This window comes from Pseudomonas sp. BRG-100 (assembly GCF_000737955.1).
Lineage (GTDB): Bacteria > Pseudomonadota > Gammaproteobacteria > Pseudomonadales > Pseudomonadaceae > Aquipseudomonas > Aquipseudomonas synxantha_A.
The window spans coordinates 2652328-2676861 of record NZ_JPRX01000001.1 but is presented as its reverse complement, the minus strand read 5'-3'; the positions used below and the strand labels follow the sequence as shown (position 1 = coordinate 2676861).

Below are 24534 nucleotides of genomic sequence, written 5' to 3'. Positions count from 1 at the left end.
TTTGGTAAGGTGGCGTCCATTAGATTGCTATCGCAGGCAAGCCAGCTCCCACACTTGGAATGCATTCCCCTGTGGGAGCTGGCTTGCCTGCGATGAGGCCGGTCTGGGCACTATCAATTTCAAGGAAGAACACTTATGGGCAACCCCTTGCTCAACATCGGCATGGACTCCAACCGCTCCCAGTTCATGGCGCGCCAGCGCATCGAAAGCCAGATCAACCTGCCGCGCCTGTTTGCGGCCATCGACGCCGATCCAGGTATCGTTGGCGCAGGCGTCGTATACATCGACGCCGACTTCAACGTCATTACCCTGCGCGAATTCAGGCCCATCTGCAGCATCAAGCCCAAGCGCATCATTTTGCGTGAAGCGCAGAAGTACATTGCGCCAACGCAGTTTGCTCAACATGTCGTGAGCAATCCTCGAGAATCGCGACTGATTGGCGAAGCCGTGAATACCGGAGTCTCCTGCTTTGGGGCTGTCATCAGTTGGGCTGCGATCGCCAGTGGAACAATTCTGGTGCCTTTCAGTGCCGGCGCCAGTTCCGTCATCGTTGTGGTGGGGTATGCGGCTGCCGGCGCAAGTTCGCTTCAGTGTTTCAACGGCATTGCCCGGACAGCGCTGGAAGTCGCTAAACCTGAGGTTAAAGACCGGCTCGACAGTGAAGGCTGGTACCAGAATGCTTCCATTGTGCTGGACGCAGTATCCCTGGCAGGCGTGGGCGCCTCGGCCCTGACGACGGTCAAGCTGGTTAGGGCCGCCACTGCATCGACGGGCAAGAGTCTGCGTGAAGTGCTTCGCGGTTTGAATCGCCAGGAAAGAGCCAAGCTGACGAAAGAGCTGCTGAGCATCAACCATCCCAGCTTGACCGCGAAGATGCTCAAATTGAGACAGGCATCGGGCGAACTCACCAAGCGTTTCACCCCTACGCAGCTCAAGCACAGCACAACTACCCAGATCAAAGACGTCCTGGGCGCAAGTGTTGGGTTCGGCGGGAGTGCGTACTCCGGGAACGTCAATACCATCGCGATAGGGTTGTATGAGGAAATAAACGAATGAGCGAGTTAATGACGCTGCGAGACTTTTTCAGGCATTACTTTCTGACGTTTATTGGCGGCGTATTCGCTGCGTACTTTTCGTTGGCGTTGGCTGTGGCGCTGGCGTTCGTCACCTATTTTCGTGATGCGCCGATGGCTCAAGTGGGGCTCAAGATCATGTCTGTCGGGGCGCTGCTCATTCTGTTGACGGTCCATAGTAACTTTATGATTTTGCGGGGCAGACCCTCCTGGGTGTGGGTAATGGTCGGTATCTACGTCGCCTGTCTACTGTTTGTCGTTCCGATGGCTCAATTCCGGCCTCACAAAGTTCTTTATGGGTTGGCGCTGTTATTCCCATTGCTCGGATTATTGACACTTAATAGCAAGGTTCAACGAGAGATGCGCACGAAACTCGTGGAAATCCGTCGCATTCGGCAGTCTGTCAAATCAACCGTCAGATCGAGTAGTCGCATGTGAAGGAGCCGCCTTCGATAAACAGATTCCTGGCGCGCTATTTCCCCGTATTCATGGGGACGATTTTCATGGCGATCTTCTCCGGCTCGGCTGCGGTTTCCATGGCTGGCGTGACCTATTTGCGCGGTGTTGATCCTGCGCTCAAGGCCAACTATTCAGTAGGCGCGATCCTGGTGCTAGTGGCAGTGCTTGTCTTTGGCAACGTCATGATCGCACGCGGCTATCCCTGGGCTACACGGCTGGTAGCGGCGTACTTGGGCGCTTGTCTGTTGTTCGCACTGCCAATGATTCAATACGATCTCAACAAGCTGGTCTATGGCTCGGCTGTACTCTTTCCACTGTTGGGGTTACTGCTGCTCAACAGCAAACGCCACCGCGAAATGCGCAAAAAACTGTCCGGGATACGCCATCTGCGCCAAGCCGCAATCGCAAAGCGCAAAGCCCGTTGATTGGGTAGATTCACCATCCACCCTCACACTAACGCCACAAATGTGTGCAGCTCTTGCACCGTGGTACGTACGTTGGCGCTGTTTTGGTGCTGTACTGCACCGGGCTCCACGATAAAGCGCAATGACGGCCGCTGTGGCATAAGTCTTGCGCGCGTTGTACTCATGCCCAGGCTCGCAGGAGGCCGCCGTGTCGATACATGTCGCGTTGCACCACGTTACGCATTACCGCTACGACCGTGCTGTCGAACTCGGCCCACAAATTGTGCGCTTGCGCCCGGCAGCCCATAGCCGCACGCGGATCCTGTCTTACGCGCTGAAAGTGCTGCCCGAGCAGCATTTCATCAATTGGCAGCAAGACCCCCAGGGCAATTACCTGGCGCGCCTGGTGTTCCCGGAAAAAACCGACCAACTGCGCATCGAAGTCGATCTGGTCGCCGAGATGGCGGTGTTCAATCCGTTCGACTTTTTCCTGGAACCCTACGCCGAAAAAATCCCCTTCAGCTACGCCGCCGATGAGCAGCGCGAGCTGGCGCCGTACCTGGAAACCTTGCCGCTGACGCCAAGGTTTGCCGCCTACCTGGCCGGTATTGACCGCACACCCTTGCCTGCGGTGGATTTCCTGGTTGGGCTGAACCAGCGCCTGGCCGCCGATATCGGCTACCTGATCCGCATGGAACCGGGCGTGCAAACCCCGGAATTCACCCTGGAAAACGCTTCCGGCTCCTGCCGCGACTCGGCCTGGCTGTTGGTGCAATTGCTGCGCAATCTTGGCTTGGCGGCGCGATTTGTCTCTGGTTATCTGATTCAGCTCACCGCTGACGTCAAAGCCCTCGACGGCCCCTCCGGCACCGAAGTGGACTTCACCGACCTGCACGCCTGGTGCGAAGTGTATTTGCCCGGCGCCGGCTGGATCGGCCTGGATGCCACCTCCGGTTTATTTGCCGGTGAAGGGCATATCCCATTGGCCTGCAGCCCCGATCCATCGTCTGCCGCACCCATCAGTGGGTTGGTGGAACCGTGCGAATGCGAATTTACTCATGAGATGTCGGTGGAGCGTATATGGGAAGCCCCTCGGGTAACCAAGCCCTACACCGAAGAACAATGGCTGGCGATCCAGGCCCTGGGCCGACAGATTGACGGCGACCTGCTCAAGCATGACGTGCGCCTGACCATGGGCGGCGAGCCAACTTTCGTGTCCATCGACGACCCCGACGGCGCCGAATGGAACACCGCCGCCCTGGGGCCGGACAAGCGTCGCCTGTCCGCCGAGCTGTTCCAGCGCCTGCGCCGGCACTATGCACCCCAGGGCCTGGTGCATTTCGGCCAGGGCAAGTGGTACCCCGGCGAGCAACTGCCGCGTTGGTCGCTCAATTGCTACTGGCGCCGCGATGGGGTGCCGATCTGGCACAACAGTGCGCTGATCGCCGATGAGCAAGAGGACTATGGGGCTGACGACGCGATGGCCGGACGTTTCCTGGCCAGCGTCGCCGAGCGTCTGAAGTTGCCGGCGCGCTTTGTGTTCCCAGCCTTTGAGGACAACTTCTACTACCTGTGGCGCGAAGGCACACTGCCGCAAAACGTTAGCGCCCAGGACCCGCGCTTGAGCGACGAACTGGAGCGCGAACGCCTGCGCAAAGTCTTCGTCCAGGGCCTGGACAAGGTCATCGGCCAAGTGCTGCCGTTGGCGCGCACCGCCGCCAATGATCGCTGGCAGAGTGGGCGCTGGTACTTGCGCGATGACCACTGCCGCCTGGTGCCGGGCGATTCGCCGTTGGGTTATCGGCTGCCGTTGGCTTCGCAGCCGTGGGTGACAGCGGCGGAGTATCCGTTCATACACCCGACCGACCCGAACCAGGATCAGCCGCAGCTGCCCACGACCGCGCAGTTGCACAGCCACGACGAGCCGGCCCCAAGTGATGAGCGTGTGCCAAAGGTCGACGAATCCGCCGATTGGCTGACCCGCACTGCGCTGTGCGCTGAAGCGCGGGAAGGACGCCTGTACCTGTTCATGCCGCCGCTGGAACGCGTGGAGGATTATCTGGAGCTGGTGACGGCCATCGAGGCCACCGCCCAGGAACTGCATTGCCCCGTGTTGCTGGAAGGCTACGAGCCACCCGCCGACACACGCCTGAGCAATTTTCGCGTGACGCCGGACCCGGGTGTGATCGAGGTCAACGTGCAGCCATCCGCCACCTGGGATGAGTTGGTGGAACGCACCGAATTTCTTTACGAAGAAGCCCGGCAAACCCGCCTGACCACCGAGAAATTCATGATCGACGGGCGCCACACCGGCACCGGCGGTGGTAACCACTTCGTCCTCGGCGGTGCGACGCCCAAGGACTCACCATTCCTGCGTCGCCCCGATTTGCTGCGCAGTCTGATCAGCTACTGGCATAACCATCCGTCGCTGTCCTACCTGTTCTCCGGCCTGTTTATCGGCCCGACCTCCCAGGCGCCACGGGTGGATGAGGCGCGCAACGATTCGCTGTATGAACTGGAAATCGCCTTCGCGCAGATGCCGGCACCGGGCGAGGAATGCCCGCCGTGGTTGGTGGACCGCCTGTTGCGCAACCTGCTGATCGACGTGACCGGCAACACCCATCGCGCCGAATTTTGTATCGACAAACTCTACTCGCCGGAGGGTGCCACCGGCCGCCTGGGCCTGCTGGAGTTGCGCGCTTTCGAAATGCCACCCCATGCGCGCATGAGCCTGACTCAGCAATTGCTGCTGCGCGCGCTGGTCGCACGGTTCTGGCGCGAACCTTATGCGCCGCCGAAGCTGGCGCGTTGGGGCACCGAACTGCATGACCGCTTTTTGTTGCCGCATTTTATCGAACAGGACTTTGCCGACGTCATTGTCGAGCTCAACGCTGCCGGTTATCCGCTGCGGGCCGAGTGGTTTGCCGCGCATCTGGAGTTCCGCTTTCCCAAAGTGGGTGATTACGCCGTCAGCGGTATCGAACTGGAACTGCGCCAGGCCCTGGAGCCTTGGCATGTGCTGGGTGAGGAGGGCGCGGTAGGCGGCACGGTACGTTATGTGGATTCGTCCCTGGAGCGCCTGCAAGTCAAGTTGACTGGCCTGCCGGCGCAGCGCTATCTGCTGACCTGCAACGGCATACCCGTGCCGCTGCAACCGACCGGTCGGGTGGGAGAGTTTGTTGCCGGTGTGCGTTACCGCGCCTGGCAACCGGCCAACTGCCTGCAACCGACCATTGCAGTCCATGCGCCGTTGGTGTTCGACCTGCTCGACACCTGGATGCAGCGCTCGCTGGGTGGCTGCCAATACCATGTGGCGCATCCGGGCGGGCGCAATTACGACAGCTTGCCGGTCAATGCCAATGAGGCAGAGAGCCGGCGAATGGCGCGGTTTTTCCGGTTGGGGCATAGCCCTGGCAAGCTTGTGGTGCCGACTGTAGTGGTGAACGGTGAATTGCCAATGACCCTGGATTTGCGGCGTTTTACAAAAAATAAGGAATGAACATGATCCAAGTGTGGGAGCTGGCTTGCCTGCGATAGCGGTGGTTCAGTCGACAGTTCTGGTGACTGACGCACCGCTATCGCAGGCAAGCCAGCTCCCACATTGGATCGTAGTGAATTTGAGTTAACCTGACTTCCCTTGCCTCTGCCGAGCGTTCCATGTCCGACTTGCTCGACCGTTACCCGCTGACCGCGGGCACCTATCACGAACTGCTGGACGCCGGCGGCGCGGTGCGTGCCCATTGGCAGCGCCTGCTCGACCATCTGCAACGCAGTACGCCCGCACAATTGGCCCAGCGCCAGGCGTTGCTGACGCGGCAGATCCAGGAAAATGGCGTGACCTATAACGTCTACGCCGACCCCAAGGGCGCTGATCGCCCGTGGGAGCTGGACCTGCTGCCCCATGTGCTGGCCGCTGATGAGTGGCGGCAGTTGTCGGCCGGTATTGCCCAGCGCGCGCGTCTGCTCAATGCGGTACTCGCCGACCTCTATGGTCCGCAACGCCTGATCAAAGAGGGGCTGTTGCCTGCCGAGCTGGTATTTGGGCATAACAACTTTTTATGGCCGTGCCAGGGTATCCAGCCGCCGGACGGTGCTTTTCTGCACCTGTACGCCGTGGATCTGGCGCGCACTCCCGATGGCCGTTGGTGGGTCACCGCCGACCGTACCCAGGCGCCGTCGGGCGCCGGCTACGCCTTGGAAAACCGCACCATTGTGTCTCGCGCCTTCCCGGATCTGTACCGTGACTTGCAGGTGCAGCACCTCACCGGTTTTTTTCGCACCTTGCAGGAAACCCTGGCCCGCCAGGCGCCCGGCGATGACCAGCCGCCACTGATCGTGCTGCTCACGCCGGGGCGTTTCAACGAAAGCTATTTCGAACATCTGTATCTCGCCCGCCAGCTCGGCTACCCACTGGTAGAAGGCGGCGACCTTACCGTGCGCGACAGCACGGTGTTCCTGAAAACCCTCAGCGGTCTGCGCCGGGTCCACGCGATCATGCGCCGCCTGGATGACGATTTCTGCGACCCTCTGGAGCTGCGTACCGACTCGGCCCTGGGCGTGCCCGGCCTGCTTGACGCCGTGCGCCAAGGCAATGTGCTGGTGGCCAATGCCTTGGGCAGCGGCGTGCTGGAGTCGCCGGGCTTGTTGGGGTTCCTGCCGAAGATCAACGAGTTCCTGTTCGGTGAAGCGCTGATCCTGCCGTCGATTGCCACCTGGTGGTGCGGCGAGGCACCGGTGCTGGCCGAGGCACTGGAGAAGCTCCCGGAACTGTTGATCAAGCCGGCGTTTCCTTCGCAAAGTTTCGCCCCGGTGTTCGGTCGTGATTTGAATGAACAACAACGCCAGGCCCTGGCCGAGCGGATGCGCGCGCGGCCTTACGCCTATGTCGCCCAGGAGCTGGCGCAGTTGTCCCAGGCGCCGGTGTGGCATACCGAAGAAGATCATCTGCAACACCGCGCCATCGGGATGCGTGTGTACGCGGTAGCCAGCGATGAGGGGTATCGCGTGCTGCCCGGTGGCCTGACCCGTGTGGCCGCCGACGCCGATGCCGAAGTGGTGTCGATGCAACGCGGCGGTGCGAGCAAGGACACATGGGTGCTCGGCGAGCGCGCCAGCGCTGGTGAACAGTGGCGTGCCCAGCGCGCCATTGGCGTGCATGATCTGGTGCGCCGCGACCCGTATCTGCCGTCGCGGGTGGTGGAAAACCTGTTCTGGTTTGGCCGTTATTGCGAACGCTGCGATGACAGTGCGCGCTGGCTGCGCATTGTGCTGGCGCGTTATGTCGACGGCGACGATCCGTTGGCATTGCAGGCGGCGGTCGAACTTGGAGAAAGCCTGCGCCTGTTGCCGGAGGAGGGCGAGCTACCGGAGCGTCTGCTCGCGGCCTTGCTCGGTGATGACTGGCCCTCAAGCCTGCGCGCCAATTTGCAGCGCTTACAGTGGGCAGCGTCCCAGGTGCGCGGCAAGCTGTCGCGGGAAAACTGGCAGGCCCTGGTGGAGCTGCAACGCGAAGCCATGGAGCTGGAAAGCCAAGCCCCGGACTTCGGCGAGCTGCTGGATTTTCTCAACCGTTTGGTGATGTCTTTGGCGGCGCTGTCCGGGTTTGCCCTGGATGATATGACCCGCGATGAAGGCTGGCGCTTTTTGATGATGGGCCGGCGCATTGAGCGTCTGCAATTTCTGAGTACCAGCCTGGCAGCGTTCCTGCGCGGTGTGGCGGTGTTCGATCAGGCGGGGCTGGAGTGGTTGCTGGAGCTGGGCAACAGCAGCATCACCTATCGCTCGCGCTACCTGGCGGTGCCGCAGCTGATCCCGGTGCTCGACCTGTTGTTGCTCGATGAGCAGAATCCCCATGCGGTGCTGTTCCAGCTCAAACTGGTGAGCCGTACCGTGCGTCGCCTCAATGATGATTTTGGGGTGCCCAGGGAAACCGGCCTCGCGCCGTTGGTGGAGCGCCTGGGGCGCTTTGACCTGGGGTGCCTGGAGAACCCGTTGTTTGGCGAGCCCAGCGTGCGTGCCGCGCTGGATGGCCTGGCCGACCTGCTGCAAGCGGTCGCCGATGAGAGCGGGCAAGTGTCGGATCGCCTGGCGCTGCGCCATTTTGCCCATGTGGATGATGTCAGCCAGCAAACGGTGTCGGTGTGATGAGTGCGCGCTATCAGATTTTTCACGATACCCATTACCACTACGACAGCCCGGTGTCCCTGGCCCAGCAGCTGGCGCATTTGTGGCCACGGCCGTGTGCGTGGCAGCGTTGCACCTGGCAAACCCTGGACATCAGCCCGCCGCCCTCTTCACGCCGTGATGAGCTGGACGTGTTTGGCAACCCGATCACGCGCCTGGCGTTCGAGCGTCCTCATGATGAGCTGCTGGTCAATGCCGGGTTGACCGTGGAAGTGCTGGCGCGACCCGCGCTGGATCTGGGGCAATCGCCGGCGTGGGACCGCACCCGTGACAGTTTTACCTACAGCAGCCACGCGCTGTCGATGGAGGTGATTGAAGCCTGCCGCTATCGCTTCGAATCGCCTTACGTGCATCTGAAAAAAACCTTCGTCGAGTTCTCTGAAAGCTGCTTCCCGCCTGGCGAGCCGTTGTTGGTCGGCGCGCAGGCGTTGATGCAAAAGATTTTCAGCGAATTCACTTTTGATGCCGAAGCCACTCAGGTCGCCACGCCGCTGGTGGAGGTGCTGGAGCGCCGTCGCGGTGTGTGCCAGGACTTCGCCCACCTGATGCTCGCCTGCCTGCGCTCACGGGGCCTGGCGGCGCGCTACATCAGCGGCTACCTGCTGACCCAGCCACCGCCCGGCCAGCCACGGCTGATCGGCGCCGATGCGTCCCATGCGTGGGTCTCGGTGTTCTGCCCGCGGTCGGGCTGGGTGGATTTCGATCCGACCAACAATGTGCAGCCGGCACTGGAGCACATCACCCTGGCCTGGGGCCGGGATTTCTCCGATGTGTCGCCGTTGCGTGGGGTGATTCTGGGAGGCGGGAGCCATGACCCGGAGGTGCGGGTGACGGTGATGCCGCTGGAGTAGCGGTGGGTTGGGGTGAACAGGGAGGGCCTGCTCACCCCAACAAAATTTATTCAGCCGGGTCTTTCGGGGTTTCGGTCTCGTCAGTTGCTGCTTCACCTTCCGCATCCGGGTTCAGCGCGCCGGCTTCTTCGTCTGCAGCGGCTTTCTTGCGTTGCAGCTTTTCCTCTTTCTTCTGTTCCTTTGCCAAGTCTCTCTGACGTTTGGCGAAGGAGTAATTAGGTTTGGCCATGGGCGATCCTCTAGGGTCGAAGGTGAGGGTAGGCGGCGCGCAGCTGCCTTGGGTCGTCATGGTAGCAGCTTCAGGGTGCCCTTTGCTTTCACTTACCGCAGGCGTAGGCGGCCAGCAGGCCGTTGAACAGGTGATTGAGGTGCATGGCATGAACTCCCGTGAGTGATGGGGCGATCATAGGCAGGGTGCGGCAGTTTGGCTGGTTGATTGTGTTGATCAACCTGATAGCCTAAAGTTGTATACAATCTGTTGATGCAGATCATAAGAAACTAAGCCTGCTTGAGGCACCCTTGTCGCAATACGCGTTTTCTAACCCTGCCCTGGAGATTCACATGTTCGCCAAACTCGTTGCTGTTTCCCTGCTGACTCTGGCTAGCGGCCAGTTGCTTGCTGCAGAGTGCAAGGTCACTGTCGACTCCACCGACCAGATGTCTTTCAATACCAAAGAAATCACCATCGACAAGAGCTGCAAGCAGTTCACCGTTGAGCTGACTCACTCGGGCAACCTGCCCAAGAACGTGATGGGCCATAACTGGGTGCTGACCACTGAAGCCCACATGCAGCCTGTAGCTACTGACGGTATGGCTGCAGGTATCGATAAGGATTATCTGAAAGCCGGTGATGACCGCATCATCGCCCACACCAAGATCATTGGTGCTGGCGAGAAAGACTCGGTGACCTTCGACGTCTCCAAGCTCAAAGCCGATGAGAAGTACAGCTTCTTCTGCTCGTTCCCAGGCCACATCTCGATGATGAAAGGCACTGTGGTTCTGAAGTAAGATCGCGTTATCGTTCATCGCAGGCAAGCCAGCTCCCACATTCGACCGCATTCTCATGTTGGAACTCGGTCAAGTGTGGGAGCTGGATTGCCTGCGATGGCGGTCTACCTCACGGCGCAAACGGCATCACCCGCTTGTGCTCAGTCTTGCGATACGTCTCGCAGATAATCCTGAACGCTTCCTCACGCACCGGCTCACCGTGCAGGAACGCATCAATCTCTGCATAGGTCACGCCATGTGACGCTTCGTCCGGCTTGCCCGGCGACAAGTCTTCCAGGTCCGCCGTCGGGATCTTTTCTACCAGTGACTCGGGCGCACCATAATGCCGGGCAATCGCTCGCACCTGGTTTTTCACCAGCCCGCTCAATGGCGCCAGATCGCAGGCACCATCACCGAACTTGGTGAAAAAGCCCATCACCGCTTCCGCCGCATGGTCGGTACCAATGACCAGGCCACTGGCCGCGCCGGCGATGGTGTACTGCGCCACCATGCGCATACGCGCCTTGGTGTTGCCCAGTACGAAGTCGCGGGACACCGCCGCCTTGCCTTCAAACGCTGCTACTTCATTGGCCAGGGCTTTGACCGCCGGGCCGATGTTGACGGTGTGGCGCTCGTCTGGCTCGATGAAGTCCACCGAAGCTTGGGCTTCGTGTTCGTCGAACTGGGTTTCATAGGGCAGGCGCACGGCGATAAAGCGATAAGCCTCATCGCCAGTGCTGGCGCGCAGTTCCTGCACGGCACGTTGGGCCAACAGGCCTGCGGTCAGGGAGTCGACGCCGCCGCTGATGCCCAGCACCAGGGCCTTGAGCCCGGAATTGCGCAGGCAGTCCTGGATAAAGGCTACGCGCCTGGCGACTTCTGCCTCCAGTGCGGCCTGGTCTTTGAACGGCGCTTGCACCTTGAGCTGCTGCGCAATCTCACGCTGTACGGCTTGCATGCTTCACTCCTTGCTGGATAGGGCAGGTACTTTGAAAACGTGACGCAAATAGGCGACAAAATTCGGGTCGGTGCAATGGGTCTTGCCCGCTTCATCGGAAATCTTGGCGACGGGCTGGCCATTGCAGGCCGTCATTTTAAGCACGATGCTCATCGGTTCCACCCCCGGAATGTCGCAGGTGAGGTTGGTGCCGATACCAAAGCTCACATTGATCCGACCCCGCAACGCGCGGAATATTTCCAACGCCTTGGGCAGCGTCAGACTGTCGGAGAACACCAGGGTCTTGCTCATCGGCTCGATGCCCAGCTTGTGATAGTGAGCGATGGCTTTTTCCGCCCACTGAATCGGATCGCCGGAGTCGTGGCGCAGGCCGTCGAACAGCTTGGCGAAGTACAAGTCGAAGTCGCCGAGGAAGGCGTCAGTGGTGATGCAATCGGTCAGGGCAATGCCCAGCAGGCCACGGTACTCACGCACCCAGCAATCCAGGGCGGCGATCTGGCTGTCGATCAGGCGTGGGCCGAGTTGCTGGTGGGCCATGATCCATTCGTGGGCCATGGTACCCAGCGGCTTCATATCGAATTCGCGAGCCAGGTGCACGTTGCTGGTGCCGACAAAGCGCCCTGGGAAGTCGTGTTTGAGCACGCTTACCACTTCTTCCTGCACGCGGTACGAGAAGCGGCGGCGCGTGCCGAAGTCGGCCACTTGCAGTTCCGAGAGTTCATCGCTGGCGGCATTGGCCGTCAGCCAATCGAACTTGCGGTACAGCTGTTCGCGGGCCTGTTCGAGGATCACGGTCTGGTAGCGATAGCGGTTACGCACTTCGCTGACGATGGCCAGCATCGGCACTTCAAACAGGATCACATGCAGCCACGGTCCGCGCAGGCGGATAAACAACTCGCCGTTCTCGATACCGGTCTGCACATACCGCAGATTGAAACGGAACAGCCCGAGGAAGCGCAAAAAATCCGGCTTCATAAAGCTGATGCGTTCCAGAAAACCCAATTGATCGGGGCTCAGGCTCAACTCGGCGAGGCGTTCGATCTGGTAACGGATTTCCGCCAGGTACGGGCGCAGGTCTTCGCTGTTGCGGCAACGGAACTCCCATTCAACTTCCACATTGGGGTAGTTGTGCAGCACCGCCTGCATCATGGTCAGCTTGTAGAAGTCGGTGTCGAGCAGGTTCTGCACGATGCGATCGGCAAACACACTCTCGCTCATAACGGGAATCTCCAGACGGCTCGGCGATGGGCGCCGGCCTTTACGCACAATTAAGGAAGGGGGCTAGTGGCGCATAGACCTGTGGGGTTTTGCCAGTGATTTTTTCAGTAAGGCCAGAGGCGCCATCGCAGGCAAGCCAGCTCCCACATTTGAAATGCATTCCAAACGGTGGGAGCTGGCTTGCCTGCGATGGCGATTCTCCAGGCGCTAAAGCACCTGCTCCATCATCCACTTCACAAATTCGCGCACCTTCGGCACCTCCGCCGAATGCTCCGGATAAGCCAGGTAATACGCATCCTGGCTCGGCATCGCATGTTGCCAGGGAATCACCAGCTTGCCCTCGGCCAATTCCTCTTCCACCAGAAAGCGCGGCAACAGCGCCACGCCACAACCCACTTGCGCGGCCCGAATGCACATATAGAAGGTGTCGAACCGCGGCCCGTGGTAGCTGTGCTCGGTGTGGAAGCCCTGGCTGGCGAACCAGTCATGCCAGCCCTGGGGCCGCGAGGCGTTTTGCAGCAACACCAGGTCGCTCAGTTGCGTGGGGTCGGTGAAAGGCTGCGCCGGCAGGCTCTCCGGCGCGCATACCGGCACCAGCTCTTCACTGAAGAGTTTGAGGCTTTCGGTACCCGGGCGTGCGCCCTGGCCGAAATAGAACGCCATGTCAGCCTTGCCTTGCAGCAGCTCGTCCGGCTGCTGTTCGTTGCACAGGTCCAGGTGGATCTGCGGGTGACGCAGGCGCCAACCCTTGAGGCGCGGCACCAGCCAGCGCGCGCCGAAGGTATAGGGCGTGGACACGCGCAGCACCTCGGTCTCGCCGCCGTAGGAGCGCAGGTAATGGGTAGACATCTCCACCTGGGTGAGGATCTTGCGCACTTCCACCAGGTACAGATCGCCCGCCGGGGTCATCTGCAAGCGGCGGCGTACCCGGCGAAACAGCAGGTGCTGCAACAACTCTTCCAACTGCGCCACCTGTTTGCTCACGGCGCTTTGTGTGAGGTTCAGCTCTTCGGCGGCGCGGGTGAAGCTAAGGTGGCGGGTGGCGGCTTCGAAGCACTGCAGAGCGGTGATCGACGGCAAATGTCTTTTGTTCAGCACGGCTTGCCTCTTTTTATTCTTTGCATGAATAAACGGAATGATATCTCGCCTAATCGTCGTTTGTTGGCAAGTCTTGGGCCAGCTACAAATAGGGCCAGGATCGCCGTGTGTATTGCGGCGCGAATTTTTGTATGCAGATTGAAGGAGTGACCCATGGTTGCCGCATTGCTTGATCGTCTCGGGGTAAACCCGGCGCTGTACCAGGCGGGCAAACAGCCCGTGCATTCGCCGATTGATGGCAGCCGTATCGGCAGTGTGCACTGGGAAGGCGCCGCCGAGGTGGAGCAACAGGTCAGTCGTGCCGAGCATGCATTTGAGGCTTGGCGCAAAGTGCCGGCGCCGCGGCGTGGCGAGCTGGTGCGCCAGTTTGGCGACGTACTGCGCCAATACAAGGCCGACCTGGGCGAACTGGTCTCCTGGGAAGCCGGCAAGATCACCCAGGAAGGCTTGGGTGAAGTCCAGGAAATGATCGACATCTGCGACTTCGCCGTGGGCCTGTCCCGACAGTTGTACGGCTTGACCATCGCCTCCGAGCGCCCAGGCCACCATATGCGTGAAACCTGGCACCCGCTGGGCGTGGTCGGGGTGATCAGCGCCTTCAACTTCCCGGTGGCCGTATGGGCCTGGAACACCGCGCTGGCATTGGTGTGCGGCAACGCAGTGATCTGGAAACCCTCTGAAAAGACCCCGCTCACCGCCCTGGCATGCCAGGCGCTGTTCGAGCGCGTATTGAGCAAGTTTGACGATGCTCCCGAGTACTTGAGCCAGGTGATCATCGGCGGCCGCGACGCCGGCGCCGCGCTGGTGGACGACCCGCGTGTGGCCCTGATCAGTGCCACCGGCAGTACGCGCATGGGCCGCGAAGTGGCGCCGAAAGTCGCGGCGCGCTTCGCCCGTAGCATTCTTGAACTGGGTGGCAACAACGCGATGATCCTCGGCCCAAGCGCCGACCTGGACATGGCCGTGCGCGCCATCCTGTTCAGCGCCGTCGGCACTGCCGGCCAACGCTGCACCACCTTGCGCCGGCTGATCGCCCATGAATCGGTCAAGGAGGACATCGTCACCCGCCTCAAGGCTGCCTACTCCAAGGTGCGCATCGGCCACCCGCTGGAAGGCAACCTGATCGGCCCGCTGATCGACAAGCAGGGTTTTGACAACATGCAGGACGCCCTGGAGCAAGCCTTGAGCGAAGGCGGCAAGGTGTTCGGCGGCAAGCGCCAACTGCAAGACACATTCCCCAACGCTTACTACGTCTCGCCGGCAATTGTGGAAATGCCCGAGCAAAGCGACGTGGTGTGTACGGAAACCTTCGCGCCGATTCTCTACGTGGTCGGCTACACCGACTTCGCCGAAGCCCTGCGCTTGAACAACGCGGTGCCACAGGGGCTGTCGTCATGCATCTTCACCACGGATGTGCGTGAAGCCGAGCAATTCATGTCGGCGGTGGGCAGTGATTGCGGGATTGCCAACGTCAATATCGGCCCTAGCGGCGCGGAGATCGGGGGGGCCTTTGGCGGTGAAAAAGAGACTGGCGGCGGGCGAGAGTCGGGGTCGGATGCGTGGCGCGGGTATATGCGCCGCCAGACCAATACCGTGAACTACTCGCTGGAATTGCCTCTGGCCCAAGGCATTACCTTCGACTGAGCCCTCGCGTCGAAGTGAGATCAAAATGTGGGGGGGCTTGCTCCCGATAGCAGTGTTTCAGTCAGCAAATCTGTAGCTGACCCACCGCTATCGGGAGCAAGCCCCCTCCCACATTTGATCAGATTTTCAATTCTGAAAAGTTGTTTGTTAGGTCTCATCGGAGTCTGGCAATGGCACTACGCGAAACATGTTTATGGGAACACCTCACCCCCGGCCGGCCGGATCGTGCCGCGCTCAGGGGCGCGCTCAAGGTGGATGTCTGCGTGATCGGTGCCGGTATCACCGGTTTGTCGGCGGCCATTCATTTGCTGGAGCAGGGTAAAAGCGTTGCCGTGCTGGAGGCCCATCGTACCGGCCATGGCGGCTCGGGGCGTAACGTCGGGTTGGTCAATGCCGGCATGTGGATCCCGCCAGACGAGATCGAAGCCGGGTTCGGCACGGCGGTTGGCAGCCAGCTCAACCGCATGTTGGGCGCAGCGCCGGCCCTGGTATTCAGCCTGATCGACAAATACAAGATCGATTGCCAATTGCGCCGCGAGGGCACCTTGCACATGGCTCACAACGCCCGTGGCGAGGCGGATTTGCGCAGTCGTGAAGAGCAATGGAAGCGCCGTGGCGCGCCGGTCGAATTGCTCACCGGGCAGGCGTGTGAGCAAGCTACCGGCACCCAAAAAATCTCCGCCGCCTTGCTCGATCGACGGGCCGGCACCCTGAACCCCATGGCCTACACCACGGGCTTGGCGAATGCCGCCGCAGCGCTGGGCGGGCAGTTGTTTGACCATTCCCCGGTCACCCAGCTTGAGCGCCAAGGTGCCGATTGGTCGGTGCAGACCGCCGAGGGCGCGGTGCAGGCCGCTCAGGTGGTGATCGCCTCTAACGCCTACACCGAAGGCGAATGGACCGAGTTGCGGCGCAATTTTTTCCCCGGCTATTACTATCAGGTGGCGTCAGCGCCGCTGACCGATGATGCCGCCCGGCAAATCCTCCCCGGTGGCCAGGGCTCGTGGGATACGCGCCAGGTACTGAGCAGCATCCGTCGCGATGCCGATGGCCGTCTGTTGCTTGGCAGCCTGGGCAATGGCAACCAGAAACCTGCCTGGTTCCTCAAGGCGTGGGCCGATCGGGTGCAGCAGCACTACTTCCCGTATCTCAAATCGGTGCAGTGGGAATACACCTGGACCGGCTGCATCGCGTTTACCCCAGACCATCTGATGCGGCTGTTCGAACCCGCCCCTGGCCTGGTCGCAGTCACCGGCTATAACGGGCGCGGTGTGACCACCGGCAGTGTGGTCGGCAAGGCGTTTGCCGACTATCTGTGTCACCAGAATCCCCAGGCCTTGCCGATCCCCTTTGCACCGATGCAGCCATTGGCGGGTGCAGGTCTGCGCAGTTGCCTGTATGAAGCAGGATTCTCGCTGTATCACGCCGGGCAATGTCTGAGGATCGTGATCTGATCAGCGAAATACCGCTCAAAAGCCTGCTTTTTCTTAGCAGGCTACCCATCTGTATTGGTGCAAGGCGTAGCAATCACGCACTGTAAATGTGCAGTTCCGTTACGCACGTTGTTACAGGTGTAGGAACTGTCGTTTATCCCTCTGGTTGCAGCTGCGACCTGGCGGGGTTGTACTTTTTTGGTTCGTTGGTTGCACCTATCGGGGCTAGACGGTTGCACGTCCTGGCAAAAGGCGTCGAAACGCCTGTAATAACAATGACACCGTGTCTTTTTGAAGAATAAAAAAGTAATGGCACGCGGCTTGCTCTGAGCTTTCAGTGAAAAGTTTGAATGCAAGTTGTCGTGCCAAAAATCAAAAATATCGGAGCACCACTCATGTCCCAGACGTTTTACAAGAAAGGTTTTCTGGCCCTCGCCGTTGCAGCGGCGCTGGGTGTTTCTACGTTTGTTCAAGCTGATGTGAAAATTGGTGTGGCGGGCCCGATGACGGGTGCCAACGCCGCTTTCGGTGAGCAGTACATGAAGGGTGCCCAGGCGGCAGCCGACGTTATCAACAAGGCCGGCGGCATCAACGGCGAGCAGATCAAGCTGATTGCCGGCGATGACGCCTGCGAACCCAAGCAAGCCGTGGCCGTGGCCAACCGCCTGGCGGACCAGGACAAGGTGATCGGTGTGGTCGGGCACTTCTGCTCGTCCAACACCATCCCGGCGTCTGAGGTCTACGACGAAGCCGGCATCATCGCCATCACCCCAGGCTCCACCAATCCACAGGTCACCGAGCGCGGCCTGGCCGCGATGTTCCGTATGTGCGGGCGTGACGACCAGCAAGGCATCGTCGCCGGCGACTACATCGTCGATGTGCTCAAGGGCAAGAAAGTCGCGGTGATCAACGACAAGGACACCTACGGCAAAGGCCTGGCCGACGCCACCGCTGCGCAGTTGACCAAGCGTGGCGTCAAGCCGGTGCTGGAAGAGGGCCTGACCCGTGGCGAGAAAGACTTCAGCGCCCTGGTCACCAAGATCCGCTCCCTGGGCGCCGACGTCGTGTACTTCGGCGGCTTGCATCCAGAGGCCGGCCCATTGGTGCGCCAGATCCGTGAAGCGGGCCTCAAAGACGTCAAGTTCATGTCCGATGACGGCGTAGTGACCGACGAACTGGTGGCGACCGCCGGTGGTGCGCAGTACGTCGATGGCGTCTACATGACCTTCGGCGCCGATCCGCGCCTGTTGCCGGACAGCAAGACCGTGGTTGAAGAGTTCCGCAAAAACGGCACCGAGCCTGAAGGCTACACCCTGTATGCCTACGCCTCGATCCAGGCCCTGGCCGCCGGCTTCAACGGTGCCAAGTCCAACAAGGGCGAAGACGCGGCCAAGTGGCTCAAGGCCAACCCCGTGCAGACGGTAATGGGCAAGAAGGAATGGGACGGCAAAGGTGACCTGAAAGTCTCTGACTATGTGGTTTACCAGTGGGACAAGGACGGTAAGTACCATCAGCTGGAAAAACAGAAGTAAGGCTGAGCACCACAGTTCCAATGTGGGAGGGGGCTTGCTCCCGATAGCGCAGTGTCAGCCAACACATGCATGACTGACCCACCGAAATCGGGAGCATGCCCCCTCCCACAGGGGAACGGTGTTGTTATTGAGATCTGTTTTTTCCTCCAGAAGCGCCGCACACCCACCGGTGTGCAGGTGCTCACCGCGTGAGATTGCGTTATGGATGGTATTTTCCTGCAGCAACTGGTCAACGGCCTGACCCTCGGGTCGGTCTATGGCCTGATCGCCATCGGCTACACAATGGTCTATGGCATCATTGGCATGATCAACTTCGCCCACGGCGAGGTTTATATGATTTCCGCTTACCTCGCGGCGATCAGTCTGGCACTGCTGGCTTACTTCGGCATCGAATCCTTCCCGCTGCTCATTCTCGGCACCTTGATCTTCACCGTGGTCGTCACCGGCGTGTACGGTTGGGTCATTGAACGGGTCGCCTATAAACCGTTGCGCAACTCCACCCGACTGGCTCCGCTGATCAGCGCCATCGGCATCTCGCTGATCCTGCAGAACTACGCACAGATCGCCCAGGGCGCCAAGCAACAAGGTATCCCGACCCTGCTGGCCGGCGCCTGGCGCGTCGATATCGGCACTGGCTTCGTGCAACTGACCTACACCAAAGTGTTCATCCTCGTGGCGGCATTCGCCGGCATGGCGTTGCTCACCTACATCATCAAGTACACCAAGCTGGGTCGCATGTGCCGCGCCACCCAGCAAGACCGCAAGATGGCCTCGATCCTGGGCATCAACACCGACCGGGTGATCTCCTACGTGTTCGTCATCGGCGCGGCCATGGCTGCCCTGGCCGGCGTGCTTATCACCCTCAACTACGGCACCTTCGACTTCTATGCCGGCTTCATCATCGGCATCAAGGCGTTTACCGCGGCGGTACTCGGCGGCATCGGCTCCCTGCCTGGGGCGATGCTGGGCGGGATCATCCTTGGTATCTCCGAGTCGCTGTTCTCGGGGTTGATCAACTCTGACTACAAAGATGTGTTCAGTTTCTCCCTGCTGGTGGTGATTCTGATTTTCCGTCCCCAGGGCCTGCTTGGTCGCCCACTCGTGGCGAAGGTGTAAACATGTCTGCTGCCAAATCTATCGATATCAAGAAAAGTGTGGTCGATACGGTCCTCGCCGGGCTGATTTCGCTGATCGTGTTCGGGCCCATCGTCGGCGTAGTGCTCGACGGCTACAGCTTCAACCTGGAGCCGCTGCGCGTTGCCACGTTGGTCGCCATCGTCATGGCCGGCCGTTTTGCCCTCAGCCTGTTCCTGCAAACCCCCAAGGGCGTGAAGATTCTGCAGGGTTTTGAAAGCAGCGGCTCGGGTGTGCACGTGCTGCCACCGGACTACAAATCGCGGTTGCGCTGGATCATCCCGGCGTTGATCGTGATCGCCATCGTGTTCCCGATCTTCGCCAACAAATACCTGCTGACCGTGGTGATTCTCGGGCTGATCTACGTGTTGCTTGGCCTTGGCCTGAACATCGTGGTGGGCCTGGCCGGCCTGCTCGACCTGGGTTACGTGGCGTTCTATGCCATCGGTGCCTACGGCCTGGCGCTGGGTTATCAATACCTCGGCCTGGGGTTCTGGACGGTGCTGCCGCTGGCGGCAATCGCGGCGGCACTGGCGGGGTGCATACTCGGCTTCCCGGTGCTGCGAATGCACGGTGACTACCTGGCCATCGTGACCCTGGGCTTTGGTGAAATCATCCGCCTGGTGCTCAACAACTGGCTGTCATTCACCGGCGGCCCCAACGGTATGCCGGTGCCTTCGCCGACGTTCCTGGGCCTTGAGTTCGGCAAGCGTGCCAAAGATGGCGGCATCCCGTTCCACGAGTTCTTCGGCATCGATTACAACCCCAACATCAAGTTCATGTTCATCTACATCGTGCTGTTTCTGGTGGTGCTGGCCGTGCTGTACATCAAGCATCGCCTCACGCGTATGCCAGTCGGTCGTGCTTGGGAAGCCTTGCGTGAAGATGAAATCGCCTGCCGCTCCATGGGCCTGAACCACGTGCTGGTCAAGCTCTCGGCGTTCACCATCGGCGCTTCAACCGCAGGTTTGGCCGGGGTGTTCTTTGCCAGTTACCAGGGCTTCGTCAACCCGTCGTCGTTTACCTTCTTCGAGTCGGCTTTGATCCTCGCCATCGTGGTGTTGGGCGGCATGGGCTCGACAGTCGGCGTGGTGATTGCGGCATTCGTGCTGACCGTGGCGCCTGAATTGCTGCGCAGCTTCTCCGAATACCGTGTGCTGCTGTTTGGCGTGTTGATGGTGGTGATGATGATCTGGAGACCGCGTGGCTTGATTCGGATCAGCCGCACCGGTGTGACGCCACGCAAGGGGGTAGCGCCATGAGCAAGGAAGTCGTGCTATCTGTCGAACACCTGATGATGCACTTCGGTGGCATCAAGGCCCTGAGCGATGTCAGCCTCAAGGTCGAACGCAACTCGATATTTGCCCTGATCGGCCCCAATGGCGCCGGCAAAACCACGGTGTTCAACTGCCTCACCGGCTTTTACAAAGCCAGCGGCGGCAAGATCGAACTCAACGTGCGCGGCAAGCAAACCAACGTCATCCAGTTGTTGGGTGAGCGCTTTGAGGCCACCGACTTCGTGTCGCCCAAAAGCTTCCTCAGCCGCGTGTACTACAAGATGTTCGGCGGCACCCACCTGGTAAACCGCGCCGGCCTGGCACGGACCTTCCAGAACATTCGCCTGTTCAAGGAAATGTCGGTGCTGGAAAACCTGCTGGTGGCCCAGCACATGTGGGTCAACCGCAACATGCTCGCGGGCATCCTCAATACCAAGGGCTACCGCAAGGCTGAAAGTGATGCCCTGGACTGTGCGTTCTACTGGCTGGAGGTTGTGGACCTGGTGGACTGCGCCAACCGCCTGGCTGGCGAGCTCTCCTATGGCCAGCAGCGCCGCCTGGAAATCGCCCGCGCCATGTGCACGCGGCCGCAGATCATCTGCCTGGACGAACCGGCAGCGGGCCTCAACCCTCAGGAAACCGAAGCCCTCAGCGCGATGATTCGCCTGCTGCGCGACGAACACGACCTCACGGTGGTGCTGATCGAACACGACATGGGCATGGTGATGAGTATTTCCGACCACATTGTGGTGCTGGACCACGGCAACGTGATCGCCGAAGGCGGCCCCGACGCGATCCGCAACGACCCGAAAGTGATCGCCGCCTACCTGGGCGCGGACGAAGAGGAGTTGGTATGAGCGCACCTATCCTCGAAATGAAGGACCTGGACGTGTTCTACGGCCCGATCCAGGCGTTGAAGAAAGTCTCGCTGCACATCAACGAAGGCGAAACCGTCAGCCTGATCGGCTCCAACGGCGCGGGAAAGTCCACGCTGCTGATGTCGATCTTCGGCCAGCCTCGGGCCGAGTCGGGGCAGATTCTGTACAACGGCGTCGACATTACCCACAAGTCGTCCCACTACATCGCCTCCAACGGCATTGCGCAGTCGCCGGAAGGGCGGCGGGTGTTCCCCGACATGACCGTCGAGGAAAACCTGCTGATGGGCACCATCCCCATTGGCGACAAGTTTGCCAGCGAGGATATGCAACGCATGTTCGAGCTGTTCCCCAGGCTCAAGGAGCGGCGTAACCAGCGCGCCATGACCATGTCCGGCGGCGAGCAGCAAATGCTCGCCATCGCTCGTGCGCTGATGAGCCGGCCCAAACTGTTGCTGCTCGACGAGCCAAGCCTGGGACTGGCGCCGATTGTGGTGAAGCAGATCTTTTCTACCCTGCGCGAGCTGGCGTCTACCGGGATGACCATCTTCCTGGTGGAGCAGAACGCCAACCATGCGCTGCGCTTGTCGGATCGGGCGTATGTGATGGTCAATGGCGAGATTCGCCTGACGGGCACCGGTAAAGAGCTGCTGGTGAACGAGGAAGTGCGCAACGCCTACCTGGGCGGTCACTGACCTCAAGTCCAGACACATCACCCCTGTGGGAACCTGGCCTTATGTGGGAGCCGGGCTTGCCCGCGATAGCATCACCTCGGTTTAGCTGGCATACCGAGGTGGCTGCATCGCAGGCAAGCCAGCTCCCACCCAAGGCCCGGTTCCCACATTTGTTTTTGCGGTGTCAACAAGCCCTCCACCAAATTGTGGAAAACAAATCCAGCCCACCTCCAAAGCGCGACATATAGCCGCCGCAAATCCCTGTTTTGTCACAGTTTTGACTTGTCCCCATCCACTGTGGAACCGGCTGTGGGTAACGTGGGTGTACTTGGCTGAAAGCCTTTGAATACGGGGCCTGTAGCGTTGTGGTTGTTTTTTGATCGGCGGCTTTTTCTCGACCCTCTACCGGCTTTGTCAACCTGTTTAAAGACACAGGTATATGACCGGAATATGTCCATCCAGCCTGTGGATAAGTCTGTGACTAAACTCTGGAAAGACGCCCGCAGGGGCCGGAATGACTGGCCTGAAGCCATCGTTGCGTTTTTCCGAATTTTTCAGGGGCTACATACGCCCCAGCCAAGGTCAAGCAAAAAACTTTCTAAAAACGCCTGCAAGCCTTGTACACAGTGGCTTCGAGCGATTTGCACTTGCCCCCAAAGACTGTGGGCGCAGTTGTGGATAACCTGCGCGCATATGGCTGCAGGCCACGGTTTATAAGGCTTTGCTTGGGGTGGTTAAAAAACGCACAGTTGCGTGTGAAGTTACGTGCGTAGCGGTTGCCGCAGCCGCGGCGGAAGGGCATTCTGCTGGCAACTTTTTTCCCCGATGCACTCAAGGAGAACACCATGTCCGACACGCTATTCATTACTGGCGCTACTTCAGGTTTCGGCGAGGCCTGTGCCCGTCGTTTTGCCGAAGCCGGCTGGAAACTGGTGCTCACCGGTCGTCGTGCCGAGCGCTTGAATGCCTTGGTCGAAGAACTTTCCAGGCAGACCGAAGTGCATGGCCTGGTGGTGGATGTGCGCGATCGCAAAGGCATGGAGGAGGCCATCGCCAACTTGCCGCCGTCGTTCGCCAAACTGCGTGGCCTGATCAACAACGCTGGCCTGGCCGTGGGCACTGATCCGGCCCCCAAGTGCGACCTCGACGACTGGGAAACCATGGTCGACACCAATATCAAGGGCCTGCTGACCACTACCAACCTGCTGCTGCCGCGCCTGATTGCTCATGGCCGTGGTGCGGGGATCATCAACCTGGGTTCCATCGCCGGTAACTACCCGTACCCCGGCAGCCATGTGTATGGCGGCTCCAAGGCGTTCGTGAAGCAGTTCTCGTTGAACCTGCGCTGCGACCTGCAAGGCACTGGCGTGCGTGTGACCAACATCGAGCCGGGCCTGTGCGAGAGCGAGTTCTCGCTGGTGCGCTTTGGCGGTGACCAGGCGCGTTATGACGCCACCTACGCAGGTGCCGAGCCGATTCAGCCGCAGGATATTGCCGACACGATTTTCTGGGTGATGAATACGCCGGCGCACGTGAATATCAACCGGTTGGAGCTGATGCCTGTGAGCCAGACCTGGGCTGGGTTTGCGATTGAGCGGGGGGCCAAATAGGGCCTTAGACCGCGTCGCCTGCATCGGGGGCAAGCCCCCTCCCACATTGATCGGGTTCGCAGATCAAGTGTGGGAGGGGGCTTGCCCCGATAGCGGTAAATCGGCCAAAAACAGGCCATAAGGTACACTCCGCTCCTGAAAACCCTCCGCACTGTGCGGTTTAAAGGTTTTGACAGGAGGAAATGTGAGTAACCGAGGTGAGCAGGCACTGCTCAAACAATCGACCATCCTGATGTTCGCCGTGGCGATCGCCGGGATTGTCACGGGTGTCATATCCGGCGCCCAATCCATTTTATTCGACGGCTTTTTCTCGCTGATCGCCACCGCCATCAAGGTGCTGATGCTGATCACGGCCAAGCTGATCGCCAAGAAAAGCAACGAGCGCTTCCAGTTCGGCTATTGGCACCTGGAACCGATGGTGCTGTTGATCGAAGGCAGTTTCCTGCTGCTGATCGCCATCTACGCGTTCCTCAATGGTGTGTTCGGCATCATCAACGGCGGGCGCGAGATCGAGTTGGGGCTGGTGATCATTTATGCGGCGGTGTTTACCGTCGTGGAGTTCGCCTACTTCTTTTATGTGCGCTACCGCAACCGCACGCTTAAATCGTCGCTGATCCAGTTCGACAACATCAGTTGGCTGGTGGACGCAATGCTGTCGGTGGGCTTGCTGATCAGCTTCCTTGCCGCACTGCTGCTCAAGTCCCAGGGCTATGGCGAATGGGCGGTGTACGTCGACCCGCTGATTTTGATCCTGTTGGCCCTGAGTATGCTGGCGCCAGCGTTCAAGATCCTGCGCCCGGCGTTGCGTGAAGTGCTGGGGATCGCGCCGGATCACCTGGACGATAAAGTACGCGAAGTGATGGATGCGGCGCAGGCCAGGCATGGTTTCGATGACTACGTGTCCTATGTGCAGAAGCACGGGCGGGCGCGGTTTATCGAGATTCATGTAGTGCTGCCGGCCGATTACCCAGTGGATAAGGTCGCGACCCTCGACAGGTTGCGCGAAGAGATATCCACAGGGCTGGGCACGCCGGATGCGGCGCGTTGGTTGACGATCAGTTTTACGGGCGATCGCAAGTGGATTGCATAACGTCTGTTAGACCGAGGTGAGGCTATCGCAGGCA

Annotated in this window: 20 protein-coding genes; 16 read left to right on the top strand and 4 right to left on the bottom strand. The window is 60.1% G+C overall.

The features are described 5' to 3' along the window. Positions 1–135 precede the first annotated feature (135 nt). From JH25_RS15395 to JH25_RS15420, 6 genes are all read left to right on the top strand, one after another. Positions 136–1056: an NAD synthetase gene (locus JH25_RS15395; RefSeq protein WP_032878187.1), complete on the top strand. Its 921-nt coding sequence runs from the start codon at positions 136–138 to the stop codon at positions 1054–1056. Continuing rightward, on the top strand, positions 1053–1511 hold the full coding sequence (locus tag JH25_RS15400) for a hypothetical protein (protein ID WP_032878185.1): 459 nt from the start codon (positions 1053–1055) through the stop codon (positions 1509–1511). The genes JH25_RS15395 and JH25_RS15400 overlap by 4 nt, the downstream gene beginning before the upstream one ends. Positions 1512–1576: 65 nt before the next feature. Next, entirely contained in the window at positions 1577–1957 is a 381-nt protein-coding gene (locus JH25_RS15405) for a hypothetical protein (RefSeq protein ID WP_228309281.1), read from the top strand. 187 nt (positions 1958–2144) lie between these two features. Beyond that, positions 2145–5435 carry a transglutaminase family protein gene (locus JH25_RS15410; protein ID WP_032878182.1) on the top strand — a complete coding sequence of 1097 codons (3291 nt, stop codon included), beginning with the start codon at positions 2145–2147 and terminating at the stop codon, positions 5433–5435. Between the two features lie 158 nt (positions 5436–5593). Continuing rightward, positions 5594–8080, top strand: a complete 2487-nt coding sequence (locus tag JH25_RS15415; protein ID WP_032878180.1) for a circularly permuted type 2 ATP-grasp protein — start codon at positions 5594–5596, stop codon at positions 8078–8080. After that, complete coding sequence (locus JH25_RS15420) at positions 8080–8970, top strand: transglutaminase family protein (RefSeq protein WP_032878178.1); 891 nt, start codon at positions 8080–8082, stop codon at positions 8968–8970. The genes JH25_RS15415 and JH25_RS15420 overlap by 1 nt, the downstream gene beginning before the upstream one ends. Positions 8971–9016: 46 nt before the next feature. Here JH25_RS15420 and JH25_RS15425 read toward each other — a convergent pair whose 3' ends face one another. Further along, on the bottom strand, positions 9017–9199 hold the full coding sequence (locus tag JH25_RS15425; protein WP_005784271.1) for a hypothetical protein: 183 nt from the start codon (positions 9197–9199) through the stop codon (positions 9017–9019). A 332-nt stretch (positions 9200–9531) separates the two neighbouring features. Between JH25_RS15425 and azu the strand changes: the two genes are divergently transcribed. Continuing rightward, positions 9532–9978, top strand: coding sequence for an azurin (gene azu, locus JH25_RS15430; protein WP_032878176.1), 447 nt, complete (start codon positions 9532–9534; stop codon positions 9976–9978). Positions 9979–10087: 109 nt separating this feature from the next. Here azu and nadE read toward each other — a convergent pair whose 3' ends face one another. The 3 genes from nadE to JH25_RS15445 all read right to left on the bottom strand — a co-directional run bounded on the left by nadE (position 10088) and on the right by JH25_RS15445 (position 13231). Continuing rightward, positions 10088–10915 carry an ammonia-dependent NAD(+) synthetase gene (gene nadE / locus JH25_RS15435; RefSeq protein WP_032878174.1) on the bottom strand — a complete coding sequence of 276 codons (828 nt, stop codon included), beginning with the start codon at positions 10913–10915 and terminating at the stop codon, positions 10088–10090. Between the two features lie 3 nt (positions 10916–10918). Further along, positions 10919–12133: a nicotinate phosphoribosyltransferase gene (gene pncB / locus JH25_RS15440; RefSeq protein ID WP_005784275.1), complete on the bottom strand. Its 1215-nt coding sequence runs from the start codon at positions 12131–12133 to the stop codon at positions 10919–10921. A gap of 207 nt (positions 12134–12340) precedes the next feature. Further along, entirely contained in the window at positions 12341–13231 is an 891-nt protein-coding gene (locus tag JH25_RS15445) for a LysR family transcriptional regulator (RefSeq protein ID WP_005784277.1), read from the bottom strand. A 153-nt stretch (positions 13232–13384) separates the two neighbouring features. On the opposite strand from JH25_RS15445, the gene amaB reads away from it, so the two are divergent. The 9 genes from amaB to JH25_RS15490 all read left to right on the top strand — a co-directional run bounded on the left by amaB (position 13385) and on the right by JH25_RS15490 (position 24500). Further along, on the top strand, positions 13385–14875 hold the full coding sequence (gene amaB, locus JH25_RS15450) for an L-piperidine-6-carboxylate dehydrogenase (protein WP_032878171.1): 1491 nt from the start codon (positions 13385–13387) through the stop codon (positions 14873–14875). Between the two features lie 170 nt (positions 14876–15045). Then, entirely contained in the window at positions 15046–16329 is a 1284-nt protein-coding gene (amaA, locus tag JH25_RS15455; RefSeq protein ID WP_032878169.1) for an L-pipecolate oxidase, read from the top strand. Positions 16330–16703: 374 nt separating this feature from the next. Further along, positions 16704–17840 (top strand): branched-chain amino acid ABC transporter substrate-binding protein, encoded by a 1137-nt coding sequence (locus JH25_RS15460; RefSeq protein ID WP_032878167.1) that lies wholly within the window; start codon positions 16704–16706, stop codon positions 17838–17840. Between the two features lie 201 nt (positions 17841–18041). Continuing rightward, positions 18042–18956, top strand: a complete 915-nt coding sequence (locus JH25_RS15465; protein WP_003188099.1) for an ABC transporter permease subunit — start codon at positions 18042–18044, stop codon at positions 18954–18956. A 2-nt stretch (positions 18957–18958) separates the two neighbouring features. Continuing rightward, complete coding sequence (livM, locus tag JH25_RS15470) at positions 18959–20236, top strand: high-affinity branched-chain amino acid ABC transporter permease LivM (protein WP_005784284.1); 1278 nt, start codon at positions 18959–18961, stop codon at positions 20234–20236. Continuing rightward, positions 20233–21108, top strand: a complete 876-nt coding sequence (locus JH25_RS15475) for an ABC transporter ATP-binding protein (RefSeq protein ID WP_005784285.1) — start codon at positions 20233–20235, stop codon at positions 21106–21108. The genes livM and JH25_RS15475 overlap by 4 nt, the downstream gene beginning before the upstream one ends. Next, positions 21105–21821 carry an ABC transporter ATP-binding protein gene (locus tag JH25_RS15480; protein WP_005784287.1) on the top strand — a complete coding sequence of 239 codons (717 nt, stop codon included), beginning with the start codon at positions 21105–21107 and terminating at the stop codon, positions 21819–21821. Before JH25_RS15475 ends, JH25_RS15480 begins: the two co-directional genes overlap by 4 nt. An 824-nt stretch (positions 21822–22645) precedes the next feature. After that, positions 22646–23410: an SDR family oxidoreductase gene (locus tag JH25_RS15485; protein WP_032878165.1), complete on the top strand. Its 765-nt coding sequence runs from the start codon at positions 22646–22648 to the stop codon at positions 23408–23410. Positions 23411–23594: 184 nt separating this feature from the next. Then, positions 23595–24500 (top strand): cation diffusion facilitator family transporter, encoded by a 906-nt coding sequence (locus JH25_RS15490; protein ID WP_005784289.1) that lies wholly within the window; start codon positions 23595–23597, stop codon positions 24498–24500. The last annotated feature ends 34 nt before the right edge of the window (positions 24501–24534 follow it).

What these genes read in the sequence shown, in the direction of transcription:
- JH25_RS15395 (WP_032878187.1), top strand. Translation starts at nt 136, where the DNA reads ATGGGCAACCCCTTGCTCAACATCGGCATGGACTCCAACCGCTCCCAG.
- JH25_RS15400 (WP_032878185.1), top strand. Translation starts at nt 1,053, where the DNA reads ATGAGCGAGTTAATGACGCTGCGAGACTTTTTCAGGCATTACTTTCTG.
- JH25_RS15415 (WP_032878180.1), top strand. Translation starts at nt 5,594, where the DNA reads ATGTCCGACTTGCTCGACCGTTACCCGCTGACCGCGGGCACCTATCAC.
- JH25_RS15460 (WP_032878167.1), top strand. Translation starts at nt 16,704, where the DNA reads ATGTCCCAGACGTTTTACAAGAAAGGTTTTCTGGCCCTCGCCGTTGCA.
- amaB (WP_032878171.1), top strand. Translation starts at nt 13,385, where the DNA reads ATGGTTGCCGCATTGCTTGATCGTCTCGGGGTAAACCCGGCGCTGTAC.
- JH25_RS15465 (WP_003188099.1), top strand. Translation starts at nt 18,042, where the DNA reads ATGGATGGTATTTTCCTGCAGCAACTGGTCAACGGCCTGACCCTCGGG.
- amaA (WP_032878169.1), top strand. Translation starts at nt 15,046, where the DNA reads ATGGCACTACGCGAAACATGTTTATGGGAACACCTCACCCCCGGCCGG.
- JH25_RS15475 (WP_005784285.1), top strand. Translation starts at nt 20,233, where the DNA reads ATGAGCAAGGAAGTCGTGCTATCTGTCGAACACCTGATGATGCACTTC.
- pncB (WP_005784275.1), bottom strand. Translation starts at nt 12,133, where the DNA reads ATGAGCGAGAGTGTGTTTGCCGATCGCATCGTGCAGAACCTGCTCGAC.
- JH25_RS15485 (WP_032878165.1), top strand. Translation starts at nt 22,646, where the DNA reads ATGTCCGACACGCTATTCATTACTGGCGCTACTTCAGGTTTCGGCGAG.
- nadE (WP_032878174.1), bottom strand. Translation starts at nt 10,915, where the DNA reads ATGCAAGCCGTACAGCGTGAGATTGCGCAGCAGCTCAAGGTGCAAGCG.
- JH25_RS15420 (WP_032878178.1), top strand. Translation starts at nt 8,080, where the DNA reads ATGAGTGCGCGCTATCAGATTTTTCACGATACCCATTACCACTACGAC.
- JH25_RS15405 (WP_228309281.1), top strand. Translation starts at nt 1,577, where the DNA reads ATGGCGATCTTCTCCGGCTCGGCTGCGGTTTCCATGGCTGGCGTGACC.
- JH25_RS15425 (WP_005784271.1), bottom strand. Translation starts at nt 9,199, where the DNA reads ATGGCCAAACCTAATTACTCCTTCGCCAAACGTCAGAGAGACTTGGCA.
- livM (WP_005784284.1), top strand. Translation starts at nt 18,959, where the DNA reads ATGTCTGCTGCCAAATCTATCGATATCAAGAAAAGTGTGGTCGATACG.
- JH25_RS15480 (WP_005784287.1), top strand. Translation starts at nt 21,105, where the DNA reads ATGAGCGCACCTATCCTCGAAATGAAGGACCTGGACGTGTTCTACGGC.
- azu (WP_032878176.1), top strand. Translation starts at nt 9,532, where the DNA reads ATGTTCGCCAAACTCGTTGCTGTTTCCCTGCTGACTCTGGCTAGCGGC.